This window comes from Kitasatospora sp. NPDC051164 (assembly GCF_044455625.1).
Classification (GTDB): Bacteria; Actinomycetota; Actinomycetes; order Streptomycetales; family Streptomycetaceae; genus Kitasatospora.
This window is the reverse complement of the sequence record NZ_JBITFB010000040.1, coordinates 16,680-34,850: the sequence shown is the minus strand read 5'-3', so window position 1 is coordinate 34,850 and position 18,171 is coordinate 16,680. Positions and strand designations below refer to the sequence as shown.

16 protein-coding genes are annotated in these 18,171 nt (G+C 74.2%); 7 read left to right on the top strand and 9 right to left on the bottom strand.

Translation table 11 applies throughout. The features are described from left to right. Positions 1 to 104: 104 nt before the first annotated feature. Positions 105 to 1,028, top strand: coding sequence for an aminoglycoside phosphotransferase family protein (locus ACIBEC_RS40125; protein ID WP_360504924.1), 924 nt, complete (start codon positions 105 to 107; stop codon positions 1,026 to 1,028). Positions 1,029 to 1,037: 9 nt separating this feature from the next. On the opposite strand, the gene ACIBEC_RS40120 is transcribed toward ACIBEC_RS40125, so the two are convergent. From ACIBEC_RS40120 to ACIBEC_RS40095, 6 genes are all read right to left on the bottom strand, one after another. After that, positions 1,038 to 2,048 carry a biotin-dependent carboxyltransferase family protein gene (locus ACIBEC_RS40120; protein WP_360504922.1) on the bottom strand — a complete coding sequence of 337 codons (1,011 nt, stop codon included), beginning with the start codon at positions 2,046 to 2,048 and terminating at the stop codon, positions 1,038 to 1,040. An 82-nt stretch (positions 2,049 to 2,130) separates the two neighbouring features. Continuing rightward, positions 2,131 to 2,658, bottom strand: a complete 528-nt coding sequence (locus ACIBEC_RS40115; RefSeq protein ID WP_360504920.1) for a hypothetical protein — start codon at positions 2,656 to 2,658, stop codon at positions 2,131 to 2,133. Positions 2,659 to 2,712: 54 nt separating this feature from the next. Then, positions 2,713 to 3,342 (bottom strand): 5-oxoprolinase subunit PxpB, encoded by a 630-nt coding sequence (gene pxpB / locus ACIBEC_RS40110; protein WP_360504990.1) that lies wholly within the window; start codon positions 3,340 to 3,342, stop codon positions 2,713 to 2,715. Between the two features lie 140 nt (positions 3,343 to 3,482). After that, complete coding sequence (locus ACIBEC_RS40105) at positions 3,483 to 4,259, bottom strand: 5-oxoprolinase subunit PxpA (RefSeq protein ID WP_360504918.1); 777 nt, start codon at positions 4,257 to 4,259, stop codon at positions 3,483 to 3,485. A gap of 152 nt (positions 4,260 to 4,411) precedes the next feature. Continuing rightward, entirely contained in the window at positions 4,412 to 4,936 is a 525-nt protein-coding gene (locus tag ACIBEC_RS40100; protein WP_360504916.1) for a hypothetical protein, read from the bottom strand. Between the two features lie 206 nt (positions 4,937 to 5,142). Further along, positions 5,143 to 6,195: an IPT/TIG domain-containing protein gene (locus tag ACIBEC_RS40095; protein WP_360504914.1), complete on the bottom strand. Its 1,053-nt coding sequence runs from the start codon at positions 6,193 to 6,195 to the stop codon at positions 5,143 to 5,145. Between the two features lie 194 nt (positions 6,196 to 6,389). Between ACIBEC_RS40095 and ACIBEC_RS40090 the strand changes: the two genes are divergently transcribed. The 4 genes from ACIBEC_RS40090 (at position 6,390) to ACIBEC_RS40075 (ending at position 14,327) form a co-directional block, all read left to right on the top strand. Beyond that, positions 6,390 to 7,934, top strand: a complete 1,545-nt coding sequence (locus ACIBEC_RS40090) for a hypothetical protein (RefSeq protein WP_360504988.1) — start codon at positions 6,390 to 6,392, stop codon at positions 7,932 to 7,934. Positions 7,935 to 7,993: 59 nt separating this feature from the next. Next, positions 7,994 to 8,869 (top strand): hypothetical protein, encoded by an 876-nt coding sequence (locus ACIBEC_RS40085; protein ID WP_360504912.1) that lies wholly within the window; start codon positions 7,994 to 7,996, stop codon positions 8,867 to 8,869. Between the two features lie 41 nt (positions 8,870 to 8,910). Continuing rightward, complete coding sequence (locus tag ACIBEC_RS40080) at positions 8,911 to 13,473, top strand: hypothetical protein (protein WP_360504910.1); 4,563 nt, start codon at positions 8,911 to 8,913, stop codon at positions 13,471 to 13,473. An 89-nt stretch (positions 13,474 to 13,562) separates the two neighbouring features. Then, entirely contained in the window at positions 13,563 to 14,327 is a 765-nt protein-coding gene (locus ACIBEC_RS40075; RefSeq protein WP_360504908.1) for a metallophosphoesterase, read from the top strand. Here the strand turns inward: ACIBEC_RS40075 and ACIBEC_RS40070 are convergent. From ACIBEC_RS40070 to ACIBEC_RS40060, 3 genes are all read right to left on the bottom strand, one after another. Further along, on the bottom strand, positions 14,324 to 14,461 hold the full coding sequence (locus ACIBEC_RS40070; RefSeq protein ID WP_360504906.1) for a hypothetical protein: 138 nt from the start codon (positions 14,459 to 14,461) through the stop codon (positions 14,324 to 14,326). The two genes, ACIBEC_RS40075 and ACIBEC_RS40070, sit on opposite strands and share 4 nt — an antisense overlap. Continuing rightward, positions 14,458 to 14,925: a hypothetical protein gene (locus ACIBEC_RS40065; RefSeq protein WP_360504904.1), complete on the bottom strand. Its 468-nt coding sequence runs from the start codon at positions 14,923 to 14,925 to the stop codon at positions 14,458 to 14,460. Before ACIBEC_RS40065 ends, ACIBEC_RS40070 begins: the two co-directional genes overlap by 4 nt. Before the next feature lie 186 nt (positions 14,926 to 15,111). After that, on the bottom strand, positions 15,112 to 15,807 hold the full coding sequence (locus tag ACIBEC_RS40060; protein ID WP_360504902.1) for an FCD domain-containing protein: 696 nt from the start codon (positions 15,805 to 15,807) through the stop codon (positions 15,112 to 15,114). A 150-nt stretch (positions 15,808 to 15,957) separates the two neighbouring features. On the opposite strand from ACIBEC_RS40060, the gene ACIBEC_RS40055 reads away from it, so the two are divergent. Beyond that, complete coding sequence (locus ACIBEC_RS40055) at positions 15,958 to 16,512, top strand: gluconokinase (RefSeq protein WP_360504900.1); 555 nt, start codon at positions 15,958 to 15,960, stop codon at positions 16,510 to 16,512. A 73-nt stretch (positions 16,513 to 16,585) separates the two neighbouring features. Further along, complete coding sequence (locus ACIBEC_RS40050; protein ID WP_360504898.1) at positions 16,586 to 17,980, top strand: gluconate:H+ symporter; 1,395 nt, start codon at positions 16,586 to 16,588, stop codon at positions 17,978 to 17,980. The last annotated feature ends 191 nt before the right edge of the window (positions 17,981 to 18,171 follow it).

Genomic DNA, 18,171 nt, shown 5'->3' with positions numbered 1-18,171 from the left:
CCGGGCCGGATTGACCGGGATCGCTTGGGGCGAGCGGGATCGCCCGGGCCGGATTGAACGGGATCGCTTAGGTTGAACGGGACCGCTCGAGAGGAGCCCGCCCGATGCCCGTCGATGTCCCGCCCGACCTGGCCGCGTCCCTGGAGGAGTTCCTCGGCGCGGAGGGCCGCGCCTGGGCGGCCCGACTGCCCGCCCTGGCAGGCGAGTTGCTCGACCGCTGGGAGCTGCGGCCGGACGGGCCGCCCGCGCACGGCGTCGTCGGCCTGGTGCTGCCTGTGTTGCGCGCCGACGGGACGCCCGCCGTGCTCAAACTGCAGCCCGTGGACGAGGAAACGGCGGGCGAACCCCTAGCCCTGGATGCCTGGGACGGGTGCGGCGCCGTCCGACTGCTGGACCACGAACCCCTCTCGGGCTCCATGCTGTTGGAGCGCCTGGACCCGGCGCGTTCGCTCCTCGCCCTGCCCGACGACCTCGAGGCAGTACGGGTGATCGCCGATCTGCTGCGCCAGTTGACACAGCATCAAGCTCCCCGCAGCCTAAGGACTTTGGCGGAAGCGTCGACAGAACTGCTGTCGCGGTCCCCGGCGGCCGTCGCCACTCTCGGCCACCCGGACGAGCGCAGCCTGCTCGCCGACTGCACGGCAGCCCTCCGCGAGGTGCGCGCCGAGCCCGGCGACCGGCTGCTCCACTGGGACCTGCACTACGGCAACGTCCTCGCCCCGCTCCCGGGGAGCGGCCGCGGCCCCTGGCTGGCCATCGACCCCAAGCCGCTCGCCGGGCACCCCGGGTTCGAACTGCTCCCGGCGCTGCGCAACCGCTGGGAGGACCTGGTGGCCACCGGGGACCTCACGCGGGCGCTGCTGCGGCGCTTCGACCTCCTGACGGAGACCCTGGAGCTGGACCGCGAGATCGCGACGGCCTGGACGCTCGCCCGGGTGCTGCAGAACGCGGCCTGGGCCGCCGAGGAGGGCGAGACCGTACTGGACCCGACCCAACGGGCCATCGCCGAACTGCTGTTGGGGCGTTGAAGAGCGCTGTCAACGCTCCTGCGGCGGCGCGAACCGCAGCGGCGCGAATCGCACCGGGGTCCCCGGCCGGGCCTGCGCGGCGGCCGCGAGGTCGGCGGTCGGGACGACGCCGATCACCGGGTATCCGCCGGTGGTCGGATGGTCGGCCAGGAAGACCACCGGCTGCCCGTCCGGCGGGATCTGCACCGCGCCCAGCACCATGCCCTCGCTGGGCAGTTCGCCGTCCCGGGCCCGGGTGACCGCCGGGCCGTCGGTGCGCAGCCCGCCCCGGTTGCTCGTCGAGCAGACCCGGTAGTCGTCGCGGCCCAGCCGGGCCACCGCGTCCGCCGTGAACCAGTCCGCGCGCGGGCCGAGCCGCAGCCGCAGCACCAGTTCGGCCGGGGGAGCGGGCAGCGGCACCAGCTCGGGCCGGGCCCGGTACGGCGGCGGAGTGCCGACCGGCAGCCGGTCGTCGGTGGCCAGTGGGGCCGGCCCGAGGCCGGAGAGCAGGTCCGCCGAGCGGCTGCCGAGCACCGGGGGGACGGCGATCCCGCCGGCCACCGCCAGGTAGCCGCGCACCCCGTCCGTCGCCGGGCCCACCTCGACCACGGACCCGTCCGGCACCACGACCGGCGCGGCCCACGCCGCCGCCCGTCCGTCCACCCGTACCGGCGCGGGCGCACCGGTGACCGCGACCGGCGCGGCCCACGCCGCCGCCCGTCCGTCCACCCATACCGGCGCGGGCGCACCGGTGACCGCGACCGGCGCGGCCCACGCCGCCGCCCGTCCGTCCACCCGTACCGGCGCAGGCGCACCGGTGACCGCGACCACCACCGTCCCGACAGCCCGCAGCGCGACCCCGCCGAGCGTGGTTTCCAGCCCGGCGGCCCCCGGCTCGTTGCCCACCAGTCGGTTCGCCGCCCGCAGCGCCGGCTCGTCCAGCGCCCCGGCCCTGGGCACCCCGAGGTGCGCGACCCCGCGCCGCCCCGGGTCCTGAACCGTGGTCAGCGGCCCGGGCCGCACCACCACCAGTTCACTCATCGCCGCTGCCTCCTGACGCCCTGTCGGCCGCCTGCCCGTCTGCTTGCCTTGCCTTGCCGAGCGCTTGCCCTGCCGACGGGCCTTATACGTCGAAGTCACCCAGGTTGACCAGGCTCACCCGGTTGTCCCAGGCGTCCCATCGCGCGCACTTCCGCGGGGCCGAGTAGTGGTGCCAGTAGGCCATGGGCCCGCCGCCGGGTTCGTCGTCGGTGTCGACCCGGTCGGGTGTGCCGAACGCGGTGCGGAACTCCTCGTACGAGGTCAGCGCGGCGAAGTGCGCCAGGTGCGGGCCGTAGACCGCGAAGCCGACGACCGTCCCGGAGCGGATCCGGTAGGTGAGCGTGTCCGCGGCGTACAGGAAGCCCTGGGAGCGGACGGCGTCGTCGACGACCTCGTCCAGGGTCAGCCGCCGCCCGTTGCCGTCCTCGTACGCGGACTCCATGTCGGTCCCGCTCGTGCGGCGGGCGACGACGGGCGCGGTCGCGTCGACGATCCGCCGGCGCGGGATGTCGGAGGCCGGGGCTCCGAACGCCACACCGCCCAAGGTCAGGGTGGTCGGGTCGAGGTGGCGTTGGGTCAGCAGATCAAGGTTGTCGAGGAGCTCGATCATCCTCGAAGTCTAGTGAGCGCACTGCGCGGAGGGCCGGGTCGGGCCCCGCGCCACTCATGCCCGCTGCGCCGTGAACCGGACCCGGACGCCCGGGGCCAGCAGGGTCGGGGGCTCCCGGTCGGTGTCCCAGAGGGGGAGCGCCGTACGGCCGATGAGCTGCCAGCCGCCGGGGGAGGGGTGCGGGTACACGCCGGTGTACGGGCCGGCCAGGGCGACCGAGCCGGCCGGGACGGAGCTGCGCGGGGTGGCGCGGCGCGGGACCTCGTACCGCGTGGACAGGCCGGTGAGGTAGCCGAAGCCGGGGGCGAAGCCGCAGAAGGCGACCACGTACTCGGGCTCGGTGTGGATCCGGACGGCCGCCTCCTCGGACACCTCCCACAGGGCGGCGACCTCGGCCAGGTCGGCGCCGTCGTACACGGTCGGGACCTCCAGCAGCGGTCCGCGTGCCGTCTCGGCCGCCGTCGGACGGACGGTGCGGAGCAGCCGGGCCACCGCGTCGACGTCCGCGACGCCGTCCAGCAGTACCGTGCGGGCGGCCGGTACCAGCTCCTGGACCTCGCCGAGCGCGCCCGCGTCCCGCTGTTCGCGGAGCCATCCGTACAGCGCCGTGACCTCGGCCGTCCCGGGCAGCTCGACCAGCAGCGCCCGCTCGCCGACCCGCTGTACCGAGCCGGCCGGTCGCACCGAGCCGACCTGCTGTACGGAGCCGGCCGGTCGCACCGAGCCGACCTGCTGTACGGAGCCGGCCGGTCGCACCGAGCCGACCCGCTGTGCGGAACCGACCGGCCGCACCGGGCCGCCCGGCGGTGGCTCGGCGCCGGCCGTCACGTGAACGCCTCCACCCGGACCCCGGCCGAGGCCAGGGCGCCGCGCACCCGCCAGGCGAGCTGGGCGGCGCCGGGGGTGTCGCCGTGGACACAGAGCGAGCGGGCCTCGACGGTGATCCGATCGCCGCCGACGGCTTCCACCGCGCCGTCCCGGGCGATGCCGACCGCGCGGGTGATCACTGCTTCGGGGTCGTGCACCACGGCGCCGGGTTCGCGGCGCGGGACGAGGGTGCCGGAGCGGGTGTACGCCCGGTCGGCGAAGGCCTCGGCGACCACCGGCAGTCCGACACCCTCGGCGACCTCGAGCAGCCGGGAGTCGGGCAGGCCGAGGACGGGCAGCGGCCCGTCGCAGACCGCGCCTGCCCGCAGGACGCCGGCCACGACGGCCTCGGCCTGCTCGGAGTCGGCGACCACCCGGTTGTAGAGGGCGCCGTGCGGTTTGACGTAGGAGACCTTCGAGCCGGCGGCGCGGGCGAAGACCTGGAGGGCGCCGATCTGGTACGCGATCTCGTCGGCGAGTTCCTCCGGGGGGACGTCCATCGCGCGGCGGCCGAAGCCGGCCAGGTCGCGGTAGGAGACCTGGGCGCCGATCCGGACGCCGCGCTCGGCGGCCAGTGCGCAGACCCGGCGCATCGTCGAGGGGTCGCCGGCGTGGAAGCCGCAGGCGACGTTGGCGCTGGTCACCACGGACAGCAGCGCCTCGTCGTCGGTCAGCGTCCAGCGTCCGAACCCCTCGCCGAGGTCCGCATTGAGATCGATCACCGCATCGGCCACGCCCGTCCGCCTCCCAGCAGCTCTTGAGCCAGATGGTAGGGCCTGTGGGTGAAGGCCGTTGTCCGTGACCCGGCCCCTGCCGGGCCTGCGGCGTGCGACCGGGTCCGCACGCCCCGGGGCGGCGCCATGCGGGGCGTGCGGGCCGTCTCGGCTCAGCGCGCGGGCACCGGTTCCGGGAAGGAACGTTCCAGCGGACGCAGGGCCCGCAGCACGATCAGCAGGGGGATGACACCGAAGACGCCGAACGACATGTCGATGAACCGCCACACCAGCGGGATGCCCCGCAGCGGCCCGCAGATCAGGGCCAGCGGGATGACGGCCCCGCAGGCGAGCGCGGCCCAGCGGATCACCCAGATGTTGCGGACCGGATCCTTGAGCGGCCCCCAGAAGGCGGCGCCGATCACCAGGTGGGCGAAGGCCAGCCAGTCGGTGCCGTAGGCCAGGAAGGGGTAGCGCTCGTTGGTCTCGGCGATGCCCGTGTGGACCCGCTCGAACCAGGCCGTCACGGCGGGGAAGTGGTCGGTCAGCGGGGCGGCCGGGCCGGTCGCGAACTCGGCCAGCAGGCGGGTCTCGGTCTCCAGCGGGAAGGCGGTCAGGCCGCTGAGCACCAGGCAGACCAGGAAGAACCACAGCCAGCGCCGGACCTTGCGAAGGGTGACCGCGGGGTCGCCGTCCATGTCGTGCACCTCCATGCCGAAGGGCAGGCGGGGCCTTGTCCCGACTGCGCGGAACCGACTCTAGACCTTCTTTTTGAACGTGTTCAACTTGCCCCTTCGGGATAGCCGAACGCAGGCCCGGAAGCGCGTCGGGTCCGCAAGCGCGTCCGCGGCAGGAAACGCGTCGGTGCCCGGGCGCCGAGGCACCCGGGCACCGACAGTGAGCGCTACGCGGTGTAGGTGTACGTGACCGGCGCGCTGGTCCCGCCCGCCGTCGTCACGGTGAGGCCGACCGGGCCGGAGTGCGAGGCCGCCGGCGCGTACGCCGTGCAGAACTTCGGGCCGCAGGAGACGTGGTCGGCGGGCACCCCGCCGAACCGCACCGACCCGTACGTCAGGTCGGTGCCCGCGATGGAGACCTGGGTGCCGCCGGCGACCGGTCCGCTGGTCGGGTACAGGTAGGTGACCACCGGCGCGGGCGGCGCCGGCGGCGCGGCGCCGGTGTAGTCGAAGGTGGCGGGGGCGGCGGCCGTGCCGCCGGGCGTCACCACGCTGACCGGGGCGCTGCCCGAGCCGCCTGGCGTGGTCGCCGTGCACGCGGTGTCGGTGCAGTTCCCGGCCGCGGGGACGCCGCCGACCAGCACCATGCCGTGGGTGAGGTTGCTGCCGCTGACCGTCACCGCGGTGCCGCCCGTACCCGGGCCGGTGGTGGTGTCGAGGCCGGTGACGGCGGGCGCGGGCGGGGTGGCCGGCGTCGGCGTGCTGCCGTTCAGCGCCGCGAGGGCCACGTGGCCGGTCGGGTCGGTGTCGTTCGGGTTGCCGACCGTCGCGACGATCTGGCCGTCCGGCTGCTGGTTGGGGTTGCCGTAGAGCTTCATCTTCATGAACTCGTAGTGGCCGGGCCGCCGGGTGCCGACCAGGACGGCGTCCAGGTGGCGGCCGTCGGGCGAGACGGTCTCGGTGAAGGTGTAGTCGTACGGGGTGGAGTAGAACATCGCGCCGTCGGTGGTGAGACCCGGGGGCAGGTCGACGGTGATGTGGGTCGGCCCGGTGAGGTCGGCCGTCCCGGCGGACGTCCAGCCGATCGAGAACTGGCCCGGCCCGGGCGGTGTGGTGCTCGGGAGGTAGCCGTTCAGGGATACGGTCACGTGCTGCGCGGAGGTCGATGCCGTGGCGGCCGGCGCGGCCGCGGCGGCGCCGGTGGTGAGGACGACACCGGTGGTGAGGGTGGTCACGGACAGCGCGGCGGCGAGGCCCGCCTTGGCCAGTCGGCTGATCATAGGTCGATCATCACCGAACCATTGCGCCGCCCTCACGGCTTTCTCGAATATCGGTTCGAGAATGGCGGAATACCGTCGAAACCGCGTTCTGAAAACGTCCCCCGGACGGCTTCCCACCTGCCGCTCCGTCCGTCCGCAAGGTCCGTTTCGGTCGATGTCGGTGCGAACCTCTAATCTTGTCCCCCGTGACCGCCATCGCAGATCCGCCCACCGAGCCCGGCCTCCGACCGTCCGCCGGCCCGGCCGTCGCGCGCCCCGCGCCCGGCCCCGCCGCCGACGAGGGACTGGCCCGCCGGCTCAAGGCGCTGGCCTGCACCGCCCCGCTGCACGACCTGGACAACCGCAAGGTCAACCTGGCCGGCGAGTACGGCGGCTACGCGATGGCCGAGGTCGGCCTCGCCGCGATCGACCTGGTCACCCTGAACATGGACTTCGACACCGGAGCCGACCGCGACATAGTCCTCGCCCGCCTGCTGCCCCGGGTCGCCGCCCAGGCCGCCGGCCGCCCCGCCGCCGAGCACGAGCGGGTCGCCCGCTGGGTGTTGGAGTCGCTGATCAACGTCGGCAGCGTGGACCGCGGCTTCCGCGCCGTCTACGGCACCTTCGGGGCGGACGGCGCGTACGTGCGCCGCGACTACGACTTCAAGCTCATCGAGGAGGTCCCCGGCCCCGACGGCGGCGTCTACCTGCGCACCACCGACGAGGCGGTCAACGTCCTGGTCGGCGCGCTCGACACCGACGTCACCTCGGCCCAGATCGCCGCCGAGGTCAAGCTGGAGGTGCTGATCCGCCGCGGCCGCCTGGCCGACGCCCAGCTCGCCGCCGAGCAGGCCCGCTACCGCACCGTCCAGTACGCCGAGACGCTGCGCCGCGCCCTCGACGCCACCCGCCGCAACGTCCGGGCCGTCGACTGGATGCGCGCCGTCCCGGACCTCATCGAGGAGGCACTGGACCACATCGCCGACCGCTACCGGCACGAGAACGCGATTCTCACCAACATCCGCAAGGCCCGCGACGAAGCCGAGCCGAACACTCCCGAAGGGGCCGAGCACAAGCGCCGCGCCGCCGAGCTGCTCGACATCGTCAAGGACTGCATCCGCCGCCACACGAAGCTGCAGACCCGCCTGCTGGAGGCCGGCCCGCTGTTCCGCGCCGAGCAGGACCGGCAGGCCTTCGCCACCCCCGGCGCCCGCAGCGGCATCGACCTGTACGGGCAACTGCTCGCCCCCGTGCTCCGGCTGCCGATAGAGCAGGCCGTCCGCCCCACCGGCGCCTTCTTCGCCCGCGGCGCCGGCCTGCGTACCCCGGCCTCGGTCCGGGTCACCGACCTGGTCGACCTGCTGCTCACCCCACCGGTCGAGCGCGAGCACCTCGGCGCCGAGCTGCCCGACCCGGACCTGGTCGCCACCCCCGACGACAGCCGGTTCTCCGAGGCCCAGCTGGAGGCCGCGCTGGTCCTGCTCGACCTGCCCCCGGACGCCCCCCGCCGGCTCTCCGGCCTGCTCGCCGACGCCCGCAAGCAGGACCCTGAGCTGCCGTACCTGGTCGCCCTGCTCGCCGTGCACGCCGCCAGCCCGCCGGTCGGCACCGCCTACCGCCAGGGCGAGGAGCGGCTGCTTTTCGCCGTGGACGACGGCACCCCGCTGCGCGACCTCGAGTTCGGCGGCGCCGACCTGATCGTCGGCAGCGCCCTGCTCGACGCGGTCGGCATGGCCGCCGACCGCAAGGACGCCGGCTGACCGGCCGTGCCGCACCAGCAGAACACCCGTAACCGCGCCACCCCCGAGGAGCACCGCCCGTGACGACCCACCACGACACGTCCTGGGCGACCGAGACCGAACCGGCCGCCCCCGCGCCGATCACCCCGGCCGACGTCGCCGACGCCGCCCGGCTGGTCTCCTTCGGCCTCCAGGCCAAGCTGCTGCCCGCCCGGGACGTCGAGTACGCCGAGCTCGTGCGCCGCCACCGCGAGGACCCGCCGTTCGCCCGGCTCGCCGACGCCATCGCCACCGGCATGGGCCTGGTCGTCCTGGAGGTCTCGCCACGCGCCGGCATGGCCGTGGCCGCCGCCGAGGACTCGCTGTTCGCCGTCCGGATGGGCGACTACTCGCGCCGCGCCGCCTCCGAGTCCACCGACCGCTTCCTGCACGGCCTGGCCCACCTGGCCGTCGCCGCGATGGCCTTCCCCCGCCCCGAGGACCTCGCCGACGACACCTACCTCGGCCGGATCACCGTCAACGGCGTCGACTCCTTCGTCCGCCAGGCCTGCCGCCGCCTGGAGGAGCAGGCCGACGCCGAGGGCGCCAACACCGACCCGCAGTCCGACGCCCCCGGCCTGGAGGCCGCCTGGCGGGTCTGGGCCCGGCGCACCGCCACCGGCGCCACCAAGGACGCCCGCCGGCTCTCCGGCTCCACCATCGGCATCGTCGCCAAGGCCGTGCTGTTCCTGGTCGACTCCGGCTTCCTGCAGAAGGTCTCCGACGACTCCGGCGGCACCTACCGCACCACCGCCCGCTACCAGCTCCAGGTCCGCGACCTGGCCGGCAGCGCGGCCATGGCCGAACTGATCGACCTGGGCGTTGTCCCGGTCTCCGACGGCACCGCCAGCCTGCTGCCGCCGGACACCTCCGACGAACTGGTCGCCGACGCCGGCCTGCCGTTCCACTCGCTCTGATCGCTCTGACAACCCCATAGACGCACGGAGAACCGCCGCACATGTACGAGCTCAACCGGGTCCGCCTCTACTCGATCGGACCGGCCGGCGCCCGCTACGCCGACACGGTGCTCGACCTGCGCGGCGTCGGCGAGCCCGTCGCCGACCCGGCCCCGCAGCAGATCGGCCTGTTCGGCGAGGAGACCGACGGCCCGGTCCGCCGCCCCGCCCCGGCCGGCGTGCTCTTCCTGGAGAACGGCGGCGGCAAGTCCGTCCTGCTCAAGCTGATCTTCTCGGTCATGCTCCCCGGCCACCGCAACACCCTCGGCGGCGCCAGCTCCGGAGTGCTGCGCAAGTTCCTGCTCGCCGACGACTGCGGCCACGTCGCCCTGGAGTGGCAGCACACCGTCACCGGCGAGCTGATCGTGGTCGGCAAGGTCAGCGAGTGGCGCGGCCGCCAGGTCTCCTCCGACCCGCGCAAGTTCGCCGAGACCTGGTACTCCTTCCGCCCCGGCCCCGGCCTCACCCTCGACTCCCTGCCGGTCTCCGAGCGGCTCAGCCTGGCCGGCGACCAGAAGGCCCGCGGCCGCCGCCGCACCATGAAGGGCTTCCGCGACGCCCTCACCGAGGCCGGCAAGGGCCACCCCCACCTCGACCTGGTCTTCGAGGACGGCCACGACCGCTGGACCGAACACCTCGGCGAACTCGGCCTCGACCCCGAACTCTTCCGCTACCAGCGCGAGATGAACGCCGACGAAGGCGAGGCGGCCGGCCTCTTCGCGGTCAAGCACGACAGCGACTTCACCGACCTCCTGCTGCGCGCCGTCACCGACACCCGGGACACCGACGGCCTCGCCGACCTCGTCCACGGCTTCGCCGCCAAACTCGGCCGCCGTGCCGAACTCACCGCCGAACGCGACTTCACCGCCGGCTCCCTGGACCTGCTCGAGCGCATCGCCGAATCCACCACCGCCCGCGAGACCGTCCGCGAGGCCCACCGCACCGCCGAGCGCCGCACCCGCCGCCTCGCCCACGCCCTCGCCTCCCGGGCCACCGCCGAACGCGACCGCGCCCAGGACCTCGCCATCGAGGTCGCCGCCGCCGCGAGCGCCGTCACCGCCGCCGAGTCCGACCGCACCCGGCACACCCTCATCACCGACGAACTCACCTACCGGCACGCCACCCTGAGCCTCGCCGCGGCCACCGCCGAAGCCGCCGCACTGCGCCGCGAGCTGATCGACGCCCGCACCCTGCACGCCGCCTGGCAGGCCGCCGAGGCGGTGCTGCGCCAGCGCGCCGCCGCCGACCGGGTCACCCGGGTCGCCGCCGCCATCCGCGAGGCCGAGCTGGACGCCGCCCCCGCGCTCGCCGCCCGCGCCCGCGCCGCGACCGCCCTCGCCCGCGCCCTGGAGACCGCCGCCGCGGCCGCCGAGACCCGCGCCGACACCGAGGAACAGCGCGCCGGCGAACTCCAGGCGGACGGCGCCAAGGCACAGTCCGACGCCACCGAGGCCGCCACCGCCGCCCAGAAGGCCCGCAGCGAGGCCGAGCACCTGCGCCAGCGCCTCACCGAGGTCGAGCAGGAGACCGAAGCCGCCGTCGAGGCCGGCTTCATCGACGCCGACGGCGACGTGGACCCGGCCCGCGCCGCCCTGCACGCCGCCGACGTCGAGAAGGCCGCCGCCGCCGCCCTCGCCCAGGCCCGTACGGCCGCCGAGGCCTGCGCCGCCCGGCTGCGCGAGGCCGCCGCCGCCACCTCGCGCGCCGAACTCGCCGCCGAACGCGCCGGCGACGCCCGCAAGGCCGCCGCCCAGGCCCTGGCCGGCGAACAGCGCACCGCGGCCCTGCTCGCCACCGAGCAGCGCCTCGCCGACCTGCTCTCCCTCACCCCGTACCAAGAGGGCGGCGAGGAGGACGCCGGCTTCCTCACCCCCGCCGTCCTCGACCGCAACGCCGAGTACCTGCGCGAACTCCTCGACGAGGGCATCGCCACCGCCGAACGCACCCTGTTCGACCTGCGGACGGCCGCCGCCGACGACTCCCGCATCCTCGCCGCCCTCGGCGACGGCGGCCTGCTGCCGCCCGGCCCGGACGTCCTCGCCACCGTCGAGTACCTCGCCGAGCACGGCATCCCGGCCCTGCCCGGCTGGCGCTACCTCGCCCAGTCGGTCGACCCGGCCGACCACGACGCGATCCTCGCCGCCCGCCCCGAACTGGTCGACGGCGTCGTCGTCACCGATCCCTCCTCGCTGGAGCGCGCCCGCGAGGCCCTCCAGTCCGCCGCCCTGCTCCCGCGCTCCACCGTGGCCGTCGGCGCCGCCGCCTCGCTGATCGCCCCGATCACCGACGAGCCCGCCTTCTTCCTCGTGCCGCCGAACCCGGCCATGCACGACGAGTCCGCCGCCGACGGCGAGCGCCGCGACCTGCGCGCCCGGGCGAGCGCCCGCGAGGAACACATCCGCGAACTCGCCGCCCGCCTCGGCGCCGACCGCGCCCTAGCCGCCCGCCTCGCCTCCTGGCACGCCAGCTGCCCGCCCGGCACCCTCGCCGAGCTCGCCGCCGCCGCCGAGACCGCCCGCGAACACGCCGAGCAGGCCGCCGCCGCCCTGGCCACCCTGCGCGCCGACCACGACGAGGCCGAGACCGACCACGCCACCGCCGTCTGCGCCCACGAGGAACACCGCGAGACCGCCCAGCGCGCCCGCCGCCGCGCCGACGCCCTCTCCGGCCTCGCCTTCCGCCTGCGCGAGCGCGCCAACTGGGCCCGCCGCCAGCGCGAACTCGCCGAGGACGCCGCCGAGTGCGACCGCCGCCAGACGCTGTGCGCCGAACGCGCCCGTACCTGCGACGAGGACCGCCGCGCCGCCCAGCGCGCCGCCGACGACGCCCGCCGTACGACCCGCGCGCTGCGCGCCGAACGCGCCGAGATCCCCGCCGCCGAGCAGACCGACGAGCCCGCCGACACCGCCCCCGCCGCGCTGCCCGCCCTGCGCGAGGCCTACCGCGCCGCCTCCCAGCTCTACGAGAAGGTCGGCGTCGGCGCCGACCTGCGCGCCGAACAGGCCCGCGCCGAAGGCGACGAGGCCGCCGCCGCGACCGAACTCGACCGCCTCACCAACAAGGTGCGCACCCGCGCCGAAGAACTCCTCGGCAGCCCCGACGGAGCCGACGGCCCGGCCCGCCAGGCCGCCGCCGCCCGCGCCGAGGAACTGGTCGCCACCATCGAGGCCCGCTCCGCCGCCGCCAGCGAACACCTCGGCCGCCTGCGCGGCGACGCCGAGCGCTCCGCCCCCACCGACGGCGAAGCGCACACCGAGCTGCCCGAGGACCTCGTCCCCACCGACCCGGAGCACGCCCAGGCCCTGCTGCGCACCGCCACCAGCCGCCTCGCCGAACGCCGCGAGGCCCTCGACGCCGCCCGCACCGCCCACGCCGACCTGCAGCGCACCTTCGACACCGCCCAGTCCGCAGCCGCCGACTTCGACGAACTGGCCGGCCAGCTGCGCGACGGCCTGCGCGACCACCAGGAGGACCCGGACGACCCGATCGAGCCGTACCTCGGCTCCCTCGCCGAGGCCCGCACCGGTGCCACCGAGGCCCGCCGGGCCCTGCGCACCGCCGCCGGCGAACTGTCCAGCGCCGAACTCGCCGTCCGCGACACCGCCGACGCCCTCGTCCGGCACGCCAACGCCGCCCGCTACGAGGCCGTCCGCACCCCAGCCCGCCAGCAGATCCGCGAACTGCCCGCCTCCGCGCTTCCCGAGCACGCCGCCGCCTGGGCCGCCGCCTTCGCACCGCGACTGCGCGTACTCACCGACGAACTCGCCCAGCTGGAGAAGAACCGCGGCTCGATCGTGGACCGCCTGCGCGGCCTGGTCGAGTCCTCGCTCACCACCCTGCGCGCCGCCCAGCGACTCTCCCGGCTGCCCGAAGGCCTGGGGGAGTGGTCCGGCCAGGAGTTCCTCCGGATCCGCTTCGAGGACCCGGACCACGCCACCCTGGTCGAACGCCTCGGCGAGGTCATCGACGAAGCCACCCGCGCCGCCGTCAAGAAGAACAGCGACCTGCGCCGCGACGGCATGTCCCTGCTACTGCGCGGCGTCGCCGCCGCGATCGGCCCCAAGGGCGTCAGCGTCGAGATCCTCAAGCCCGACGCGGTGCTGCGCGCCGAGCGGGTCGGCGTCGGCCAGATGTCCGACGTCTTCTCCGGCGGCCAGCTGCTCACCGCCGCCATCGCGCTCTACTGCACGATGGCCGCGCTGCGCGCCAACGACCGCGGCCAGTCCCAACTGCGGCACGCCGGCACGCTGTTCCTCGACAACCCGATCGGCCGCGCCAACGCCACCTACCTGCTGGAGCTCCAGCGCGCCGTCGCCGACGCGCTCGGCGTCCAGCTCATCTACACCACCGGCCTGTTCGACACCACCGCGCTCGCCGAGTTCCCGCTGGTGATCCGCCTGCGCAACGACGCCGACCTGCGGGCCGGCCTCAAGTACATCTCGGTCGAGGAGCACCTGCGCCCCGGCCTGCCCGCCGCCCCGGACCCGGACGGCCCGACCATCCACGGCGAGATCACGGCCACCCGGATGTTCAAGCGCCCCGCGGAGGTTCCCGCCCAGCCGTGAGCGGATGTCCCTGCGCGGCCGTGAACGCGGGTCCCACGCGGCTGTGAAGGGAGTTCCCGCGCAGCCGTGAACTGACTAGCGTGATCGGCATGCTGACGATCGCGCACCTCAGTGACATCCACCTCGGCCAGGTCCACCGCCGGGACGGCGGCAAGCGCGCCCGGCGGCGGACCGAGCAGGTGATGGCGTACCTCGACGCCCTGCCCGGCCCGCTGGACGGGGTGCTGGTCACCGGCGACCTCGCCGACCACGGCCTGGCCGAGGAGTACCGGCAGGTGGCCAAGGCGCTCACCTCCCGGCACCCGGTGCTCACCTGCCCCGGCAACCACGACTCCCGGGTGCCGTACCGGGAGGTGCTGCTCGGCGAGCCGGCCGGGGAGGGGCCGATCAACCGTCTGCACCAGCTGCCCGGCGCCGACGTGCTGATGCTCGACTCGTCCATACCCGGAAAGGACGACGGCCTGCTCGACGAGGAGACGCTGGACTGGCTGGACACCCGGCTCGCCGCCGGGCGCACCGAGCTGCCCGCCCTGGTGGCCTTCCATCACCCGCCGGTCGAGCTGCACCTGCCGATGGTCGACGGGATCCGCCAGTTCGGCGAGGCGGACCTCGCCGCGGTGCTGCGCCGCCACCCGCGGGTGGCCGCCCTGCTCTGCGGTCACTCCCACACCCCCGCCGCGACCACCTTCGCGGGCCTGCCGCTGCTGGTCGCGCCCGGCGTGGTCTCCACCGTCACCCTGCCCTGCGAGGGCGGGCGCGGCATCTCCTTCGACCACCCGCCGATGCTCGCCTTCCACGTCCTGGACGGGGAGGCCCGGATCACCACCCACTACCGGGTCGTCCCGGTCGACTAGCCCGCCCGCCGGCCTTCCTTCAACCGGCGCAGGACCGCCATGAGTTCGGCGGGCGGGGCGATGGCGAAGGAACGCTCCGCCCCGTCGAACTCGGTCGGATCGGTGATCGCGCTGACGCTCGGCCCCGGTGTCACGGCGGCGTGGTCGACACCCGCGGCTGGTGCGGCGGGTGCTGCGGCCACGGGTAGAGCGGCTGATCCGGCTGCTGATCCGGCTCTTGGTACACCGACTGGTACGACTGTTGGTACGGCTGTCGGTACGCCTGTTGGTGCACTGACGAGCCGGGCCGGGGGAACGGCCGGGCCGCCAGCGGTTCGGAGGGCGCTCGGCCGCCCGCCATCGGGTGGGTGGAGACCGGCGCCCGCATCCGCTGCGCGGCGACCTGGCGGGAGATCAGGATCTCCAGCAGGCACCACATGGTGCCGAACACCCCGAGCCCCATGGCCATCAGTGCGGGCGTCAGCATCGAACTGCCCGCGTACGAGGACAGCGTCGCGACGACCACACCCACCAGGGTGAAGGCCAGGGAGAGCACGGCCCGGACTGCGGCGGCGCGCACTTCGTCGGGAAGGCGGCGACGGCGGCGTGACACGGACATCGGGCGACCCCCAGGCGCGGATTCGGCGCGGGACACGGAACAACTGGTTACGGAACAACTGGTTACGGAACGGGCGCACGCGAAACGCGACCCCAGGCTCACTCTGCCCCGCCGAACCAGGACTATGCGTCCGAATCCACCGAACTGCCACCAAATCGTGTCATCCGGGCAGGGGTCACCGGGAGGTCAGCCCAACTGCTGGTTGAGCTCCTCCAGGGCGCCCGTGACGATCGTCCGCATCGCCTGCTCGGCCTCGTCGGCGTGCCCCGAGCAGATCGCGTCGGCGACCTCGCGGTGCAACCGGATCGCGTACGGCTCCGGCTGATGGGGCATCAGATGGTACTCGGTCCGCCCGGTGAGCACCGCCCCCACGGTGTCCCCGAGGTGGGCGAACATCTCGTTGCCGGAGGCGCGCAGCACCAGGGCGTGGAAGGCGATGTCGTGGCCGAGGAAGGTGGTCAGGTCGGCCTCGCGCGCGGAGACCGTCAACTCGACGGCCAGTGAGCTGAGTTCGCGTCGGTCGTCATTGGTGGCGTGGACCGCGGCGAGTGCCGCCGCGGCCGGCTCGACGGCCATCCGCAGCGAGCCGAGGGAGCGCAGCTGGGCGGGCCGGTCGGCCCCGGCGAGGCGCCAGCGGATCACCATCGGGTCGAAGACGTCCCAGAGCGATTTCGGCAGCACGGTGATCCCGACCCGTCGCCGGGATGCCACCATGCGCATTCCCTCGAGGATCCGCACCGCCTCCCGGACCACCGTCCGGGACACCCCGAACCGTTCTTCCAGGTCCTCCCCGCGCAGGACCGCGCCCTCGGGGATCTCCCCGGACGCGATCGTCGGCCCGAGCTCGTCAAGCAGCCGCCCGGGCAGCCCCTGGATCTCCATCCGCCCAGGGTAGACGTCCGGCCCGTGAGCGTTCGCATCGCCCTGCGATCCAGCCCACACCTCAAAAGTATGACGATTTGGTTTCCACTACTTGAATACGTCATATCTTTGAGGCGATAGTGGCGGCCAGGCAACGAAGGAGCACCACCCATGGCTCTCAGCGTCGAGAACCACGACCTCCCGCAGGCCCCCCTCACCATCGTGGTGATGGGCGTCTCGGGAGTCGGCAAGACCACTCTGGCCCGCCTGCTGGCGTACCGTCTCGACCTCCCCTTCGCCGAGGCGGACGACTTCCATCCGGCGGCCAACATCGCCAAGATGTCGGCCGGCGTCCCGCTGGACGACGAGGACCGCGCCCCCTGGCTGCGCGCCATCGGCGCGTGGCTCAAGGAGCGGACCGAGGACGGCACCGGCGGTGTGGTCACCTGCTCGGCGCTGAAGCACCGCTACCGCGACGCCTTGCGCGCGGCCTGCCCGGGCGCCTTCTTCCTGCACCTCAGCGGTGGCCACGAGCTGGTCGAGGACCGGCTCAGCCACCGCACCGGCCACTTCATGCCGTCGTCGCTGCTCGACTCGCAGTACGCCGCCCTGGAACCCCTGGAGGCGGACGAGCACGGCGCCGTCCTGGACGTGGGCCCGTCCCCCGAAGAACTCGTCGAGATGGCCGCGGCACTGCTGCGGCCCGTCAATGGAGACCTCACGTGAGCGAGCGAAGCGAGCGAGCCGTCAGAAGGCGCGTAAGGGCGAATGCCCCGACCGAGCGAAGCGAGGCGGGCGCATGAGCTTGTCCGCCACTCTCCTCTCTGCCGCCCCACCGGCCCTGCCGCACACCGGCAGCGACTCCCAGCTGCTGATCGCGGTGCTGCTCAGCATAGGTGCGATCGTCGTACTCATCACCAAGCTGAAGCTGCACCCGTTCCTCGCCCTCACGCTCGGCTCCGGCCTGCTGGCCGCCGTCGCGGGCGCTCCCTTCGACAAGCTGCTCAGCAGCTTCTCGACGGGTTTCGGCTCCACCGTGGCCAGTGTCGGCCTGCTGATCGGCCTCGGCGCGATGCTCGGCAAGCTCCTCGCCGACTCCGGCGGCGCGAACATCATCGCGGACACCGTGCTCTCCCGTACGGGCAACAAGGCGCTGCCCTGGGCGATGGCGCTGATCGCCGCCGTGCTCGGCCTGCCGCTGTTCTTCGAGGTCGGCGTCGTCCTGCTGATCCCGATCGTGCTGCTGGTCGCCCGCCGGGGCAACGTTCCACTGATGCGGGTCGGCATCCCGGCCCTGGCCGGCCTGTCGGTGCTGCACGGTCTGGTGCCCCCGCACCCGGGCCCGCTGGTCGCCGTCGACGCGCTGAAGGCCGACCTCGGCATCACCCTGGCGCTCGGCCTGCTGATCGCCGTCCCGACCCTGATCATCGCCGGTCCGCTGTTCGCGCGGGTCGCCGAGCGCTGGGTCGGTCCGCTGGAGCTGCCGGCGGCCACCGCCCCCGCGGAGTCGGCCGAGCGCGAGCGCACCCCGTCCTTCGGCGCGGTGCTGGCGACGATCCTGCTGCCGGTCGTGCTGATGCTCGGCAAGGCGCTGGCCGACGTGGTGATCGACGACCCGAAGGCGATCGGCCAGCGGGTGTTCGACTTCGTCGGCTCCCCGCTGGTCGCCCTGCTCGCCGCGACCCTGCTCGGCATGCTGACCCTCGGCAGGGCGGCGGGCTTCGACAAGGCCCGGATCTCCGACACCGTCGGCAAGTCGCTCGGCCCGATCGCGGGCATCGTCTTCATCGTCGGCGCGGGCGGCGGCTTCAAGCAGACCCTGATCGACGTGGGCGTCGGCAACGCGGTGAGCGAGTGGTCCGGCAAGTGGCACATCTCGGCGCTGCTGCTGGGCTGGCTGATCGCCGTGCTGATCCGGCTGGCCACCGGCTCGGCGACGGTCGCCACGATCACGGCGGCGGGCATCGTCTCCCCGCTCGCCGCGAACATGTCCTCGACCCACGCGGCCCTGCTGGTGCTCGCGATCGGCGCCGGCTCGCTGTTCTTCTCGCACGTCAACGACGCCGGGTTCTGGCTGGTGAAGGAGTACTTCGGGATGAGCGTCGGGCAGACGCTGAAGTCCTGGTCGGTGATGGAGACGGTGATCTCGGTCGTCGCGATCGCCCTGATCCTGCCGCTGAGCCTGATCATCTAGAAGTTCGGTGAAAAGCCTTCAGGTCCCGGCCCCAGCGCGTGAGCGGTGGGGCCGGACCCGTCAGCTGCCGAGTACCCGATCCCGGACCGGGACGGCGCCCGGACGGCGCTGAGCCGGTCGACACCGCGTGGGGTCGCGCTGCGGCACCAGTCAGCCGCAACGGGCCGACCGCAACGGGCCGTTCGTGGCAG